The sequence below is a fragment of the Gordonia westfalica genome, assembly GCF_900105725.1.
Classification (GTDB): Bacteria; Actinomycetota; Actinomycetes; order Mycobacteriales; family Mycobacteriaceae; genus Gordonia; species Gordonia westfalica.
Window position 1 is genome coordinate 1,018,574 of the sequence record NZ_FNLM01000034.1, and the last position, 15,106, is coordinate 1,033,679.

Annotated in this window: 10 protein-coding genes and 3 pseudogenes; 4 read left to right on the forward strand and 9 right to left on the reverse strand. The window is 69.0% G+C overall.

Annotated elements, in window-relative coordinates:
• Nucleotides 1-30 precede the first annotated feature (30 nt).
• Nucleotides 31-939 carry an SMP-30/gluconolactonase/LRE family protein gene (locus tag BLU62_RS10000; protein ID WP_244278356.1) on the forward strand — a complete coding sequence of 303 codons (909 nt, stop codon included), beginning with the start codon at nt 31-33 and terminating at the stop codon, nt 937-939.
• Here BLU62_RS10000 and BLU62_RS10005 read toward each other — a convergent pair.
• From BLU62_RS10005 to lspA, 5 genes and pseudogenes are all read right to left on the reverse strand, one after another.
• Nucleotides 882-1,151: a hypothetical protein gene (locus BLU62_RS10005; protein WP_074849334.1), complete on the reverse strand. Its 270-nt coding sequence runs from the start codon at nt 1,149-1,151 to the stop codon at nt 882-884. The two genes, BLU62_RS10000 and BLU62_RS10005, sit on opposite strands and share 58 nt — an antisense overlap.
• 349 nt (nt 1,152-1,500) lie before the next feature.
• A complete protein-coding gene (dnaE, locus tag BLU62_RS10010) occupies nt 1,501-5,046 on the reverse strand; it encodes a DNA polymerase III subunit alpha (protein WP_074849335.1) in 3,546 nt (1,181 codons plus the stop codon).
• 204 nt (nt 5,047-5,250) lie between these two features.
• A complete protein-coding gene (locus BLU62_RS10015) occupies nt 5,251-6,675 on the reverse strand; it encodes a serine/threonine-protein kinase (protein ID WP_074849336.1) in 1,425 nt (474 codons plus the stop codon).
• Nucleotides 6,676-6,763: 88 nt separating this feature from the next.
• A pseudogene (locus tag BLU62_RS10020) lies at nt 6,764-7,689 on the reverse strand (RluA family pseudouridine synthase).
• A gap of 36 nt (nt 7,690-7,725) precedes the next feature.
• Nucleotides 7,726-8,373, reverse strand: a pseudogene (gene lspA, locus BLU62_RS10025) (signal peptidase II); the annotation flags it as partial.
• Between the two features lie 199 nt (nt 8,374-8,572).
• On the opposite strand from lspA, the gene BLU62_RS10030 reads away from it, so the two are divergent.
• Nucleotides 8,573-9,340 (forward strand): hypothetical protein, encoded by a 768-nt coding sequence (locus BLU62_RS10030; protein ID WP_084811775.1) that lies wholly within the window; start codon nt 8,573-8,575, stop codon nt 9,338-9,340.
• Between the two features lie 43 nt (nt 9,341-9,383).
• Here the strand turns inward: BLU62_RS10030 and BLU62_RS10035 are convergent, their stop codons facing one another.
• A complete protein-coding gene (locus BLU62_RS10035) occupies nt 9,384-9,917 on the reverse strand; it encodes a WKL family lipoprotein (protein ID WP_483099062.1) in 534 nt (177 codons plus the stop codon).
• A gap of 190 nt (nt 9,918-10,107) precedes the next feature.
• Here BLU62_RS10035 and BLU62_RS10040 point away from each other — a divergent pair, with 190 nt between their 5' ends.
• Nucleotides 10,108-11,079 (forward strand): asparaginase, encoded by a 972-nt coding sequence (locus tag BLU62_RS10040; RefSeq protein WP_074849339.1) that lies wholly within the window; start codon nt 10,108-10,110, stop codon nt 11,077-11,079.
• 28 nt (nt 11,080-11,107) lie between these two features.
• Here the strand turns inward: BLU62_RS10040 and BLU62_RS10045 are convergent, their stop codons facing one another.
• Both BLU62_RS10045 and BLU62_RS10050 read right to left on the reverse strand, forming a co-directional pair.
• Nucleotides 11,108-12,571, reverse strand: coding sequence for a DNA polymerase IV (locus BLU62_RS10045; protein WP_074852811.1), 1,464 nt, complete (start codon nt 12,569-12,571; stop codon nt 11,108-11,110).
• A 99-nt stretch (nt 12,572-12,670) separates the two neighbouring features.
• Nucleotides 12,671-13,125: pseudogene (locus BLU62_RS10050) on the reverse strand (nitroreductase/quinone reductase family protein).
• Between the two features lie 130 nt (nt 13,126-13,255).
• Between BLU62_RS10050 and BLU62_RS10055 the strand changes: the two are divergent.
• Complete coding sequence (locus BLU62_RS10055) at nt 13,256-13,951, forward strand: TetR/AcrR family transcriptional regulator (RefSeq protein ID WP_074849340.1); 696 nt, start codon at nt 13,256-13,258, stop codon at nt 13,949-13,951.
• Between the two features lie 239 nt (nt 13,952-14,190).
• On the opposite strand, the gene sigJ is transcribed toward BLU62_RS10055, so the two are convergent.
• Nucleotides 14,191-15,099, reverse strand: coding sequence for an RNA polymerase sigma factor SigJ (sigJ, locus tag BLU62_RS10060; RefSeq protein ID WP_099047845.1), 909 nt, complete (start codon nt 15,097-15,099; stop codon nt 14,191-14,193).
• Nucleotides 15,100-15,106 lie beyond the last annotated feature (7 nt).

Sequence of the window (15,106 nt, forward strand, 5' to 3'; positions counted from 1 at the left end):
CGGATCGCCGCCGGCGCTGCGGCCACGGCCATGGCCCTCGGTCTCGCCGCCGCGGTCGGCCCCGCCCCCGCGGCGGCCGCACCCGCGTGTCCCGGAGCCGCGCCCGCTCGGCTCGTCGGCGTGGTTCCGGGTGCCGCGCTCGAGGGTCTCACCGTCGACGCCGGAGGGCGGCTCTACACCACCGATCTCATCTCCGGTCGCGTGTACCGGCTGAACGGGCCGGGTGCGCCGGCGGTCCCGATCGCCCGGGTTCCCGGCGGGAGCGGTGCGGGTGCGCTCGCCTGGACTCCCGGCGGAACCCTTCTGGTCGGATACGGCGCCGATCCCCGCGTCATCGTCGGCGATGCGCTGCGGCACGCGTCCATCGGCCGCCTGGAAATCAACAGCCTGGCGTTCCGTCCGTGGGTGACCGGCCTGTCCGCCGCGAACGGGATGGATGTGTCGGCCCGCGGAAATGTGTACGCCACCAACGACTTCGGCAACCTCATCGGGCGGGTCACGCCGGGTGGTGCGGTGAACGCCGCGTGGGGTTCGCTGCCGAGCGCCAACGGCGCGGTCCTCGGTCGCGGCGACGGCTGGCTCTACGTCTCGCGCACCTTCGTGAACCCGGGCGTCAGCCGCATCTCGACCGCCAACCCGAGAGTCGTGCAGAGTCTGCTCGGCGTCGGTGCGCCGTCGACTCCTGACGGACTGACCCTGGACTCCCGCGAACGGCCGATCGTGCCGTTCAACGCGACCGGTGAGATCGTCCGGATCACCTCACCCGGACGCTACTGCGTCCTCGCGACCGGACTGCCCACCTCGAGCGTGGTCTCCTACGGTCGGGGCGACCGCGGATTCTCGGCCGGACGCCTGTACCGCGCCGGATTCGACGGGCGTATCTACGAGATCCCGGGCGGATTCGATCCGGGTGCGACTGCCGCATTCCCCGGCAGGTAGCGCTCACCCCACCACACCGCGAGAACCGCCACCGCCGTCACCCAGGCAGTGGCCTGCGGCGACCCGAAGATCAGCAGGGTCACGACGGCGGTGGCGACACCGGCGAGAACCGCGTGGGCCTTGTGGGCGGGCCACTCGATGCCGAAGACCTCGATCGTGCGCGGAGCACGCCGGACCGGACGGTGCGCGTTGATGCCGATCATCGTGGTCATCTGCGGACACTCCCCTCGACGGCTGACGTGACTGGACGTGCCGTCGAGTATAGCGGCTCACGAAGAGAAATGTTCGGTGGCCCGAAACCCTGGTGACGGGGACCCTGTCAGTGCGGTGGTCGGGCGGTTTCGACGCGGTGGCTCGCTCCGCTCGCTACCGGCTCAACCAGCAGAAACACAACTCACCGGCTCAACCAGCAGAAACGCCGGTTGAGCCGACACCGAGCGAAGCGAGGCGTCGAAACCCACCGACTCGACCAGCAGGAACACGCCACCCCACGCCGGTTGAGCCGACACCGAGCGAAGCGAGGCGTCGCGTCGAAACCCACCGACTCGACCAGCAGGAACGTCAGCCCAGGCAGCTCGGACCGAGCAGGGCTTTCAGGTCGCCCATCAGCGCCGAGCTGGGTGCCACGCGCAGGGACTCGGTCAGTTTGAGCTGCGTCTGACGCTTGTCGCTGACCAGGGTCACGTGCACGTCTGCCATGCCCGGGTGCCGGGTCAGGACCTGCTTGAGCGCCTGGACCCGGTCCGGGGTGCAGAGGCGGGCGGACAGCGTCAGCGCCACCGGTTTGGTCGCGCCGGCGGTCTCGAGGTCCGGGACGGCCAGGTCGTTGGCGCTGATCATCATGCTGTCGTCGCGCATGTTCACGCGTGCCTTGATCAGCACGATGTTGTCGGCCGCGATGTCCATCCCGTACGCGACGTAGGCGCGCGGGAAGAAGTAGACCTCGACACCGCCGACCATGTCCTCGAGGGTGACCGCGGCCCACGGCTCGCCCTTCTTGTTCACCCGGCGCGTCACCGACGAGATGATGCCGCCGATGGTGATCTGGGCGCCATCGGAGATGTTGCCTTCCAGCAGCGACGTGATCGAGGTGTCGGTGTGCGCGGCGATGGCGTGTTCGACGCCCGCCAGCGGGTGCCCGGAGACGTAGAGACCCAGCATCTCCCGCTCGATCGCGAGCTTGTGCTTGGTGTCCCACTCCTCCTCGGGCACCTTGACCGCGAAGACCTCGGCGAGTCCCGGATCCGCGGCGTCGTCCCCTCCGCCGAACAGGTCGAACTGACCGATCGCCTCGGCCTTCTTGGTACCGATGACGGATTCGACCGACTCGGCGTGCACGAGGAACAGACCCTTGCGCGGGTGGCCGAGCGAGTCGAACGCGCCGGCCTTGATCAGCGATTCCGTCACCTTCTTGTTGCAGGCGGTGACGTCGATCTTGCCGAGGTAGTCGGAGAAGCTGGTGAACTTCCCCTTCTCCTCACGGGCGTTGATGATCGAGCCGACCACGCCCGAGCCGACGTTGCGGATCGCGGCGAGACCGAAGCGGATGTCGGCGCCGACGGCCGCGAAGTTGCGTTGCGACTCGTTGACGTCCGGCGGGAGCACCGTGATGCCCATCTTGCGGCAGTCGGCGAGGTAGATCGCCGCCTTGTCCTTGTCGTCGCCGACGGAGGTGAGCAGGCCGGCCATGTACTCGGCGGGGTAATTCGCCTTGAGGTATGCGGTCCAGAAGGACACCAGGCCGTAGCCCGCGGCGTGCGACTTGTTGAACGCGTAGCCGGCGAACGGGAGAACCGTGTCCCACAGCGCGGTGATCGCGGGCTGCGAGAACCCGTTGTTGCGCATACCCTCCGCGAAGCCGTCGTAGGCCTCGTCGAGGATCTCCTTCTTCTTCTTACCCATCGCGCGACGGAGCAGGTCTGCCTGTCCGAGCGAGTACCCGGCGACCTTCTGCGCGATCTGCATGATCTGCTCTTGGTAGACGATCAGGCCGTAGGTCTCGGAGAGGATCTCCTTGAGCGGTTCCTCGAGCTCCGGGTGGATCGGCCGGATCTCCTGGAGACCGTTCTTGCGCTTGGCGTAGTCGGTGTGCGCGTTCACACCCATCGGACCGGGACGGTACAGCGCGAGGACGGCCACGATGTCCTCGAACCCGGTGGGCTGCATCATCTTCAGGAGATCGCGCATGGCCGCGCCGTCGAGCTGGAACACGCCGAGCGTGTCGCCGCGGGCGAGCAGCTCATAGGTCTTCTCGTCCTCGAGCGGCAGCGCGTCGAGGTCGAGATCGATCCCGCGGTTGAGCTTGATGTTCTCCAGGGCGTCACCGATGACGGTGAGGTTGCGCAGACCCAGGAAGTCCATCTTCAGCAGGCCGATGGCCTCACACGACGGGTAGTCCCAGCCGGTGATGATCGCGCCGTCCTGCGCGCGCTTCCACACCGGGATCGCGTCGGTCAGCGGCTCCGAGGACATGATCACCGCACAGGCGTGCACGCCCGCGTTGCGGATCAGGCCCTCCAGCCCGAGTGCGGTGTCGTAGATCTTCTTGACGTCCGGGTCGGTCTCGATGAGCGTGCGGACCTCGGTGGCCTCGCCGTAGCGCTCGTGCTCGGGGTTGGTGATACCCCAGACCGGGATGTCCTTGGCCATGATGGGCGGCGGCAGCGCCTTGGTGATGCGGTCGGCGATCGCGAAACCCGGCTGGCCGAACTGGACTCGCGCGGAGTCCTTGATGGCGGCCTTCGTCTTGATCGTTCCGAAGGTGATGACCTGGGCGACCTTCTCGCTGCCCCACCGCTCGGTCGCGTAGCGCACCATCTCGCCGCGACGGCGGTCGTCGAAGTCGATGTCGATATCGGGCATCGACACGCGCTCGGGGTTGAGGAATCGCTCGAACAGGAGTCCGTGCGGGATCGGGTCGATGTTGGTGATGCCCAGCGCCCAGGCGACCAGCGAACCGGCCGCCGAACCACGGCCCGGGCCGACGCGGATGCCGACCTCGAGGGCGTGCCGGATCAGGTCGCCGACGACCAGGAAGTAAGCGGGGAACCCCATCTGGATGATGACGTCGAGCTCGTAGTTGGCCCGGTCGAGGTACTCCTGCGGCACCTCGGTGCCGGCGAAACGGCGCTCGGCGAGCCCCTTGAAGACCTCCTTGCGCAGGAAGGAGTCCTGGGTGTCGCCGGCGGGCACCGGGAAGACCGGCATGCGGTCGCGGTGGGTGAAGACGTCCTTGTACGACTGGACGCGCTCGCCGATCTCCAGGGTGTTGTCGCAGGCGCCGGGGACCACCGAGTCCCACTGCTCGCGCATCTCGGCGGCCGACTTCAGGTAGTAACCGTCACCGTCGAACTTGAAGCGGGTCGGGTCGGAGAGGGTCTTGCCGGTCTGCACACACAGCAGCGCCTCGTGCGCGGCAGCGTGTTCTTTGGTGACGTAGTGGCAGTCGTTGGTGACGATCGGCTTGATACCGAGCTTGCGGCCGATGTCGAGCAGGCCGTCGCGGACCCGGCGCTCGATCTCCAGGCCGTGCTCCATAAGTTCGAGGTAGAAGTTCTCCGGGCCGAAGATCTCCTGCCACTTCGCCGCCGCCTCCAGGGCCTCGCGGTCGTGGCCGAGCCGCAGGCGGGTCTGCACCTCGCCCGACGGACATCCGGTCGTCGCGATGATGCCCTCGGCGTGCGCCGCGATCAGGTCGACGTCCATACGCGACCACTTACCGAGCTGGCCCTCGATGGACGCCAGCGAGGACAACTTGAACAGATTGCGCAGGCCGGTCGCGTTCTCGGCGACCATCGTCATGTGGGTGTAGGCGCCCGAACCCGAGACGTCGTCACTCTTCTGGTCGCGCGTGCCCCACTGGATGCGCTTGGTGTCGAATCGCGAACCCGGCGCGATGTAGGCCTCGATGCCGATGATCGGCTTGATGTCGTTCTTGACCGCGGTGTTGTAGAACTCGCTGGCGCCGAACATGTTTCCGTGGTCGGTCATGCCGATGGCCGTCATCCCCAGCCGCTTGGCCTCGGCGAACAACGGTGACACCTTGGCCGCACCGTCGAGCATGGAGTACTCGGTGTGGTTGTGCAGGTGAACAAACGAGTCCGTCACTGTGCCTCTTCTGTGCTCGCTGGTTGCTGTGCTCGCAGATCGTGCGCACGCTCATCATGTGCTCGTCGACTACCGAGTCCGGGTCCACTTTAGGCGCGCGCACCGACACCTACTCGGAGGCACTCCGGGCCGTGACGAATGGGACAGCTGTGACACCATGTCCGCCGCGCGCCCGGATTCACGTAGCGCCACGGGCCACGAGAACTACAGCGCCACGACGAAGACGACGACGATCAGGATCAGCAGCACGGCCGCGACCCCGCCCAGTACCAGGGGCAGCCGGTTCGGGCTCGACGACGGACCGGGAACCCCGGACGACGTCGGTCCGCCCGGGAACGGCGGTCCACCCGGGGGCCGGCCCATCGGACCCGACCCCGCGGCGCGGAGATGGTCGTTGGTCTGGCGGTGCGGACCGGACGGCGGATGCTGCCACACGGCGGGATCGGCTCCCGTCGCCGGTCGCCGGTGTCCCTCCCGCGGCTGCCTGTCCCCCGCCCGCCGGTCCTCGTTCGGCCGGGGCGCGGCTCGTCGGGTCGACGCCTCACCGGGCGGGGCGGGCGCCGGTCCGGCACCGTACGCCGTACGTCCGGGCGTCGGTGGCGATTGCGATGGCGGCATCGCGCGACGCGTGGCCGGCATCGGATACGGCTGGTTCCGGGACGCCGGGCGGGGCGTGACCCCGCGGACGGTGACGGCCTGGGCGTCGGGAACAGCCGGCGGGTGCCCAGGTCGGAGACCTTCGTTCGGGGCAGGTCGGAGAACTGCGGTGAGGGCGTCGGCGAACTCGCGGCAGTTCGCGAAGCGCTCCTCCGGCGTCTTCGCCATCGCCCTCGCGATCACGGCGTCGACGCCCCGGGGCACCCCGGGTACGAGTTCCGATGCCCGCGGCACCGGGTCCTTGAGGTGTGCGCCGATGACCGCGCCGGTGTCCCGGTCGTCGAACGGCACCCGGCCGGTGAGCAGGTGGAAGGTCGATGCCGCCAGCGAGTACTGATCGCTCCGACCGTCGAGCGTCCGTCCCATGAGCTGTTCGGGTGAGGCGTAGGACAGGGTTGCCAGGACGGTCCCGACCGACGTGAGGGCCTCGGCCTCGTCGGAGATCTTGGCCACACCGAAGTCGGTCAGCAACACGCGCTGCTCGTCGACGGTCGAGTCCTCGTCGATCTCGGCGAGGAGGATGTTCCCGGGTTTGACGTCGCGGTGCGTGAGGCCTCGCCGGTTGGCGTGATCGATGCCGCGGGCCACCTGAGACACGATGTGCGCGACCCTCGGCAGTGTGAATCGCCCGATGTCGCCGAGTTCGCGGGCGCAGTCGGTGCCCGGCACGTACTGCATCGCGATCCACAGCAGATCCGACGCGCCGGACTTCGACGCGGTGGGGACGGTCGCCCGGCCACGGTTGAAGACGGTGACGATGTTGGGGTGGTCGAGTGTCGCGGCGACCTCGGCCTCACGGAGAAAACGGCGCCGAAAGTTGTTGTCGGTCAAGCCCGCCGAGCCCTTGAGCACTTTCAGTGCGTCATAGCGGGGAAGCTCCGGATGCCGGGCCAAGAAGACAGCGCCCATCCCACCGCTGCCGAGCAGTCGCTCGACGCGGTACCCGGCGATCACCGTTCCAGGCTCGAACACCCTCTCAATCTAGGCGAGTTGACCGGCGATGTCGCCGGTTGATCGAGCGAACGAATGCCGTCCTCCCAGTGGAGATCCGACAAGTCGGTCAGGTGGCGCGCAGGACGTCGAGGGCGTGCTGGAGATCCTCCGGGTACTCCGAGGTGAACTCGACCGCACGGCCGTCGGCCGGGTGCGCGAAGCCCAGCGACCGCGCGTGCAGCCACTGCCGTTCGAGACCGAGTTTCTTGGCCAGAGTCGGGTCGGCACCGTAGGTCGGGTCACCGCAGCACGGATGGTGCAGCGCCGAGAAGTGGACGCGGATCTGATGCGTGCGGCCGGTTTCGAGGTGGACGTCGAGCAACGACGCCGCGGCGAACATCTCGAGGGTGTCGTAGTGGGTGATGCTCGGCTTGCCGTTGGCGGTCACCGCGAACTTCCAGTCGTTGCCCCGATGACGCCCGATCGGTGCGTCGATGGTGCCCGACGGCGGGTCGAGATGCCCTGGACGAGGGCGTGGTAGCCCTTGTGCACGGTCCGTTGCTTGAACGCGCGCTTCATCAGGGTGTAGGCGCGTTCGGAGACGGCGACCACCATGACCCCCGACGTTCCCACGTCGAGGCGGTGGACGATCCCCTGCCGCTCGTGCGCGCCGGAGGTCGAGATCCGGAACCCGGCGGCGGCAAGCGCACCGATGACGGTGGGACCGCTCCAGCCGAGCGACGGATGCGCGGCCACACCGACCGGCTTGTCGACGACCACGATGTCAGAGTCGTGGTAGATCACCTCGAGGTCCTCGACCGGGGTCGGTTCGACCCGCAGCGGTTCGTCGGGTTCGGGAAGGGTGACGTGCAGGAGGGTGCCCGCGGCGAGTTTGTGTGATTTGCCGACGACGACGCCGTCGACGAGGACGTCGCCGTCCTCGGCCAGCGTGGCCACCACGGTCCGCGACAGTCCCAGCATGCGGGACACCCCGGCGTCGACGCGCATGCCGTCGAGTCCGTCGGGTACCGGTACGACACGTGATTCACGCATGGGTGGTCCCCCGTCCTCGACGTTGTCGCCGTGGGTGTCGGTGTGCTCGGCCGCGTGCCGGTCGCGGCTCGCGGCCCACCCTGTGCGGCTGCCGTCGTAGTCGAAGCCGAGCGCCGAGAGCACCACGAGAAGGATCGCACCGCAGACCACGGCCGAGTCGGCGACGTTGAACACCGGGAACCAGCCGACCGACACGAAGTCGACGACGTGGCCCTGGAGCGGTGCGGGGGCGCGGAAGATGCGGTCGATCAGGTTGCCGATCGCGCCGCCGAGCACGAGTGCCAGACCGATCGCCCATCCCCACGACTTCAGCCGACTGCTGTAGCGGATGATCACGGAGACGACGACGAGCGCGATGACCGTCAGGACCCAGGTGTATCCCGAGGCCAGCGAGAAGGCGGCGCCGCTGTTGCGGACGAGTCGTAGCGTGACGACGTCGCCGATGATCTCGACCGGGCGCTGCGGATCGAGCGTCGCGACCGCGATCGTCTTGGTCAGCAGATCCAGCCCGATGACGACGAGCGCGACGCCGAGGACCGCCGCGGTCACCTTGGAGAAGCGTCGTCCGGGTGTCGACCCGTCCGATCGGACCTCGTCGGGGTCGGCGTCCGGAGAGTCGGCGCCGTGCGGATCGGCGTTGCCGGAATTCGTCAGGGGTTGGTCGTCCACAGCATCATTGTCCACGACCCGTCGAATACGCTGGCTACCCGTGTCCTCGCATCGTCGTGTGTTCCGGTCCGTCGTCTCCTCGTGCGCAGTCGCCACGGCGATATCCGTGGTGATCGCGGGGTGCTCATCGGGGTCCGACGACGCCGGCGCGAGTTCGGCGACCACGGCCGGCTGTGCCACCGAATCACCGTCACGTGCGGCCGGAGCGGCTCCGGTGCCGATCTCGCCCGCCACGGTCACCCTCGTCGACGCGGGTGAGGGCGAACGTCGCGTCGCGTCGCCCGCTCCCGACACGTCGTCCGCTCAGGCGGTGACGCTGGTGACGACGTCCGAGGTCGCCTCGCCCGGGTCGGCCGATGCGCAGACGGTCGAGACACCGCTGACCGCGCGGTTCTCGTGCGACGAGAAGTCGGAACTGGAACTCGATCTGGGGACCGTGACCTCCCCGGACTCCTCCCTGAACGAACAGCTGCCGGCGATGGCCGGCACGAAGGCGGGACTGACGACGGGTCCCGGCCTCGCCCCGGTCGCGTTGCGTCTCGCCCCGCCGGAGCAGGCCGGCGAGGAAGCACGCCTGGCGGTCGAGCAGTCCCTGGTGACGGCGTTGAACACCTCGATCGCGCTGCCGACCGAACCGATCGCGGTGGGCGCGCGGTGGCGCACCGAACGCGTCATCTCCGCGGCCGCGACCGTGACACAGACCATCGATGCACGCCTGTCGGCCTGGGACGGCAACCGCCTCACCATCCAGTTCTCGGCGGAGGAGACGCCGGTCAACTCGGTGTTCGCCATCCCGGGCGGCAGTGACACGCTCACCATCAGCAGGTTCAGTTCCGAGGGCGGCGGCACCGTGCAGGTCGACCTCACGCGCGGGCTGCCGGTCGGCGGCGAGCTGAGGTACACCGGTGCGCGCGAACTCGTCGGGGCGGACCCGGCGCGCCCCCTGGTACAGAAAACCGGGTTGTCCGTCACCTGGCGGTGATGGACAACCCGGTTCTCACGGGGTCAGCCGATCGGTCGTCGGGCTAGCTCGCCGGCGTGCACATCGCGCTCTTGACCTGGTACAGGCCGAGCAGGTTGCACACGGTCTCGTTGGAGAGCTTCCAGCGGCCGTCGTCGAAGACGATGGTCGACTCGGCGTTGGTCGGCGGGTTGCCCGCGGTCTCGATGCGGACCTTCACACGGGCCTTGTTCGGGCCGGCGGTGATCACCGGGTTCACCAGGACCCAGTCGACGTCGGAGTTCTCCGCGCGGGCCTTGACCAGCTCGTCGAAGATGGCCGGGTCCTTCTCCGAACCCTCGACGAGGACGATCTTGTCCTTGCTCGGGATGTCGGGGTCGACAGCGGTGTCCACGAGCTCGTTGAGAGCCGCGATCGACGGCGGCTTGCTGCCGTTGGTGATCTCGGATTCGGTGTCACCGGCGGCGCCGCTCGCAGCGGCGGTGCTGGTCTGCGTCGGGACGGGCGGTGCGTCGCTGTCGTCACCACCGCAGGCGGCGACACCGGTCATCAATGCGGCCGCGATCATGGTCGCGCCAAGAAACTTCCGATACTTCAACGATCTCCCTCACTGTGTCTGTGGACGTGGGCGCGCCGGAGCGCTGTCCCATGACTCGTCGTCGAGGTCTGCCGGGGCGAACCCGGAGACAACCCACACCACTATGCCAAACGAAACGCGATGGTCCGGGCTCCGCGCCGCGCGCCACGACGCTTGACGACCAGGCGACGTGCCGTGAGGCTTGACGACCATGGCCGCTTCTCCCCCGCCCGGTCGGTCGACGACCGTGCTGATCACCACCGGTGGCACCATCGCCGCCCACACCACGACCGACGGCGCGGTGCCCGCTCTCGGTGCCGACGACCTGCTGGCCGCGTCGAACACCGGAGCCGCGGACGCCGGGCCGGGCGCCGTTCGCACCGTCGACCTGATGTCGGTGGACAGTTCGGCGATGACCGTCGCCGAACAGTTCGCGGTGGTTCGGGCGGTCGCGGAGGCGCTCGCCGATCCCGCCACCGCCGGAGTGGTGGTCACCCACGGCACCGACACGATGGAGGAGACGGCGTTCCTGGTGGATCTCTACCTCACCGACGATCGGCCGGTCGTGTTCACCGGTGCACAGTTGCCGGCCGACAGTCCCGATGCGGACGGTCCGCGGAACCTCGCCGCCGCCCTGGCAACGGTCGGCGACCCGGCATCCGGGGGCCGGGGCGTCCTCGTGGTGGCCGGCGGTCGCGTCCTGCCGGCGCGCGGGGTGTTCAAGGTGTCGACGACCGACGCCGCCGCCTTCGACTCGGTCGGTACCGACCTGCCCCGGCCGGTGCTGACCGACGGGATCCCGCTCGGCCGGACCGCGCGGGTCGACACCTTCGCGTTGTATCCGGGTGTGTCCCCCGGACTGATCGCCGCCGCGGTCGCGCAGAACGCCGCGGGCATCGTGCTCGCCGCGACGGGGTCGGGAAACACCCACCCGGACATCACCGCCGAGGTCGCACTCGCCGTCGCGCACGGCGTGACCGTCGTCGTGGCCAGCCGGGTCCCGTACGGCGAGGTGTCGGCGACCTACGGCGGCGGTGGCGGCGCCGTCGACCTGCATCGTGCGGGCGCGATCGTGTCCCCGTGGCTGCGTGCGCCGCAGGCCCGGATGGCCTTGATCGCACTGCTCACGGCGAAGTCGGACCCCGAGACGATCGCGGAGTTCTTCGCTGCTTCCGGAAGGTGATGCGACGCGGGTGATGCGACGCGGTTGGTCACTCGTCGTCGCCGAGATCCCATTCGAGGCTGTCGAGCGGGTCGGCGGATCGTAGGTCCGGGTCGTCGACGCCGAAGGTGCGCGTGCGTCCGGGCCCGGTGGTGCGTGTCTCGAATCGGACGGTCACGACGCCGTGGCCACTCCCCTGCACCCACCCGTGACCGTATTCGGGGTGTGTCACGTCGGCCCCGGGAGCGAACGGCGCCCGGCTCAGCGGATTGACGCCCGGTGCGAATCGCTCGGGTTCGGGTGACTCGGTGTCGACGGTGGGATCCTGCCCGGTCTCCGAGACCGTGGAATCCTGCACCGTCTCCGACACCTCGACGACCTGCTCGTCGCCGCCGGTGCCGAGGTCGTCGAACAGCGCATACTGCTGCACTGCGGTGAGACCCGAATAGCCCACGCCCACAAGCCGTATCGACCCGACCGACCGCGGGTCGAGGGCGAGACGCTGGGCGGTGCGTTCGAGGTCGTCGAAATCGGTGGTGGCCGCGGCGGTGGTCGCCGACCGGGTCAGGATCGACATGTCGGAGCGTTTGAGTTTCAGCACGACCGTCCGCGCGCCGCGTCCGTCCTTGAGGAGCCGACGATGCGCGTCGGTGGCGGCGCGTCGGATGGCCTTGCGCAACTCGTCGAGGTCGACGATGTCCTCGGCGAAGGTCGATTCGGCGCTGATCTGTTTGGCCGACGCGCGTTCGGCCACCGGGCGGTCGTCGATGCCCTGGGCGAGACGGTGAAGCGCCGGTCCGACGGTGGCCCCGAGCACCGAGGCGACCTCCACCGGCGACATCGCGGCGAGGTCGCCGATGGTGTCGATTCCCAGACGCGCGAGGCGATCCCCCGAGACCGGGCCGATCCCCCACAGTTTGCGCACCGGCAGGCCGTGCAGGAACTCGATCTCACCCGACGGCGGGATCACCATCACGCCATCGGGTTTCGCCATCCCCGAGGCGATCTTGGCGAGTTGTTTGCCGCTGCCGAATCCGACCGAGGCGGCGAGTCCGCACTCGCTGCGGATGCGGGCGCGTACCGTCTCGGCGAATTCCCGCGCCTGCGCCACGGTCGCCCCGGCTAGTTCGGACGGTTCGGCGAAGGCCTCGTCGAAGGAGAGGGTCTCGATCACCGGAACCGCTTCGCGCACAAGGCGGAACACCCGCTTGCTGACCTTGCCGTAGACCGCGCCGCGTGGGGGCACGACGACCCCGCTCGGACCGATGAGGCGTCGGGCCTGGTGCATCGGCATCGCCGACCTGGCCCCGAACACCCGAGCCTCGTAGCTCGCCCCGGCGACCACTCCCCGACCGCCGGAGCCGCCCACCAGCACCGGGCGCCCGCGCAGTGTGGGCCGGGTGAGTTGTTCGACCGAGGCGAAGAACGCGTCCATGTCGAGGTGCATCACCCAGCGCGCGCCGCGCTCGGAGTCGGCGCCCGCCGGCGCGCCGCCCTCGTGCCCGCCGGACATCCACCGTTCGGGGACGGATGAACCGTCCGCGATCGTCGAGTCGGGATCCGGGCGCACCACGCGTCCGAGTCTAGTGAGCAGACCCGAGGGTGGAATCGGCTACTCGGCGGACCGGATCTCGAAGACCGGGATCGATCCGGCGTGGATCTCGAGGTCGGCGTCGGAGGGCTTGGCGTCGAGGCCCTCCGGCAGGAATCGGCCGACCTCCCAACCCCACTTGCGCAGGTATTCGCCGATGATCGGCGGACGCCGGTCGGTGTCGACCTCGGTCAGCGTGACGACGGACCGCCGGCGTCCGCGACGGAGTTCGACGGTCTCCGCGACACGTGCGTTGCGCGCCCACTGGGTGTTGCCGCGCGGTGAGACGAGGTACTCGCCGCCGTCGAATCGGAGGACGTTGACCGGGACTGTCTGCAGGTTGCCGGTGCGGCGACCCGCGACCGTGAGGTTCTGCGCGCCGGCCAGGTTGACGCCGTGGGCGGCGAGCCAGCGGACGGTTCGGTTGAAGACGCTGTCGAAGCCCTCGGGGCGCGGTAGTGGGTGGTGGCGGTCATCGTGTCGACCCTTTCATCTCGGTGGGTTCATCTCGGTGGAAGTTCCGAGAGCACTGCTCTCGTTTTGAGTGTGCACCCACACGCGCAAGAAATCAAGAGCACCGCTCTCGAAATGTGGAAGGATCGACACATGGCGACCGGACGAAGCCGCGCGGAGAACCGCGCGATGATGACCGACGAGATCCGCAGACTGGGCCGCGAGCACCTGGCGACCCACGGCGCGGCCGGACTGTCGCTGCGCGCGATCGCCCGCGAGATGGGCGTGGTCTCATCGGCCGTCTACCGGTACGTCCCCAGCCGCGACGACCTGCTGACATTGCTGCTCGTCGAGGCATACAACGACGTCGGCGACGCGATCGACGCGGCCGTCGACGCGATCGAACCCGCACGCCGCCGGGAGCGGTTGCTCGCCGCCGCCGAGGCCGCGCGAGAGTGGGCACTCGCCGACCCGGCGCGCTGGGCACTGCTCTACGGCAGCCCCGTACCCGGCTATGCCGCGCCCGGCGAGCGGACGGTCGAGCCGGGCACCCGGATTCCCGCCCTACTCCTGCGCGAGTGCGCGGCCGCCCACTCGGAGGGCCTCATCCGCGACGATCTGCCCACTCCCACAACCGGAGTCGCCGACGACATGATCGCGATCCGCGACGAGTTCGGCATCGACACCCCGGAGGCCGTCCTGGCCGCGTCGACCACCCTCTGGGCGGTTCTCGTCGGCGCGATCAGCCTGGAGACCTTCGGCCAGTACGGCAAGGACACCTTCGCGCACCCGGCCGAACTGTTCCGCTCGCAGATCGAACTGACGCTGGCGGCGCTCTTTCGGGGATAGAGACGTCGATCCGGTTGCGCGGCTGAGGAGTTCGGGTCGGCAGCCCTTCGAGGCTCGTCGCTATCGCTCCTCGCACCTCAGGGAGCGAGAGGGCAGTGCACACGCTCCTCGCACCTCAGGGAGCGAGAGGGCAGTGCACACGCTCCTCGCACCTCAGGGAGCGAGAGGGCAGTGCACACGCTCCTCGCACCTCAGGGAGCGAGAGGTCGAGTACCTCCGGGACCGTGCCGGCTGACCTGTCACCGTGCGATCGTCCGCGGCTCCTCCACCCCGACCAGCTTGTCGGGGTTGCGCATCGCGTAGATCTGTTCGATCACGCCGTCGACGATGTGGAATGTGAAGGCGCCCTGGAGCTTCCCGTCGAAGTACACGACCATGCCCGGTGCGTGATTGAACACGGCGACCTCGGCCCGGTAGTCGTCGATCGTGGCCCCGAGCCGCGCGAAGCCGGTGAGCAGGCGTGCCACCGGCATCGCGCCGCGGATCGGCCGCTTGACGGCGGTGGCCTTGCCGTCGCTGTCCGCGGTGAACACGACATCGGGTGAGAGCAACGCCATGAGGGGCTCGATCTCCCCCGACTGTGCCGCCGCGAGGAACTCCTCGACGACCGCGCCGGCACGTGCGGCGTCGACCGGCTCGAAGCGAGGGCGCCGCGACTCGACATGCGACCGGGCCCGATGGCCGATCTGACGCACCGTGGCCGCGGGCTTGGCGACCATGTCGCCGATCTCGTTGTAGGAGAAGCCGAACACCTCCCGCAGCACGAACACCGCGCGCTCGTCGGGGGTCAGGGACTCCAGCACCACCAGCATCGCCGTCGAGACCGACTCCGCGAGTACGACATCGTCGGCGAGGTCGCGGTCGTCGAGCAGGATCGGTTCGGGCAGCCACGGCCCGACATACTCCTCGCGGCGCCGCGACCGGGAGCGCAGGGCGTTGAGCGCCTGACGCGTGACGATCTTCGCGAGGTAGGCCTTCGGGTCGGTGACATCGGCGTCGTCGACGTCGGCCCATCGTAGATAGCTCTCCTGCAGGACGTCGTCCGCATCGGCCGCGGACCCGACGATCTCGTAGGCGACGGTGAAAAGCAGGGGCCGAAGTTCCGCGAAACGTATTGCTCGACGGGCTGATTCGCTGCTGTTCACCATCGTGCCT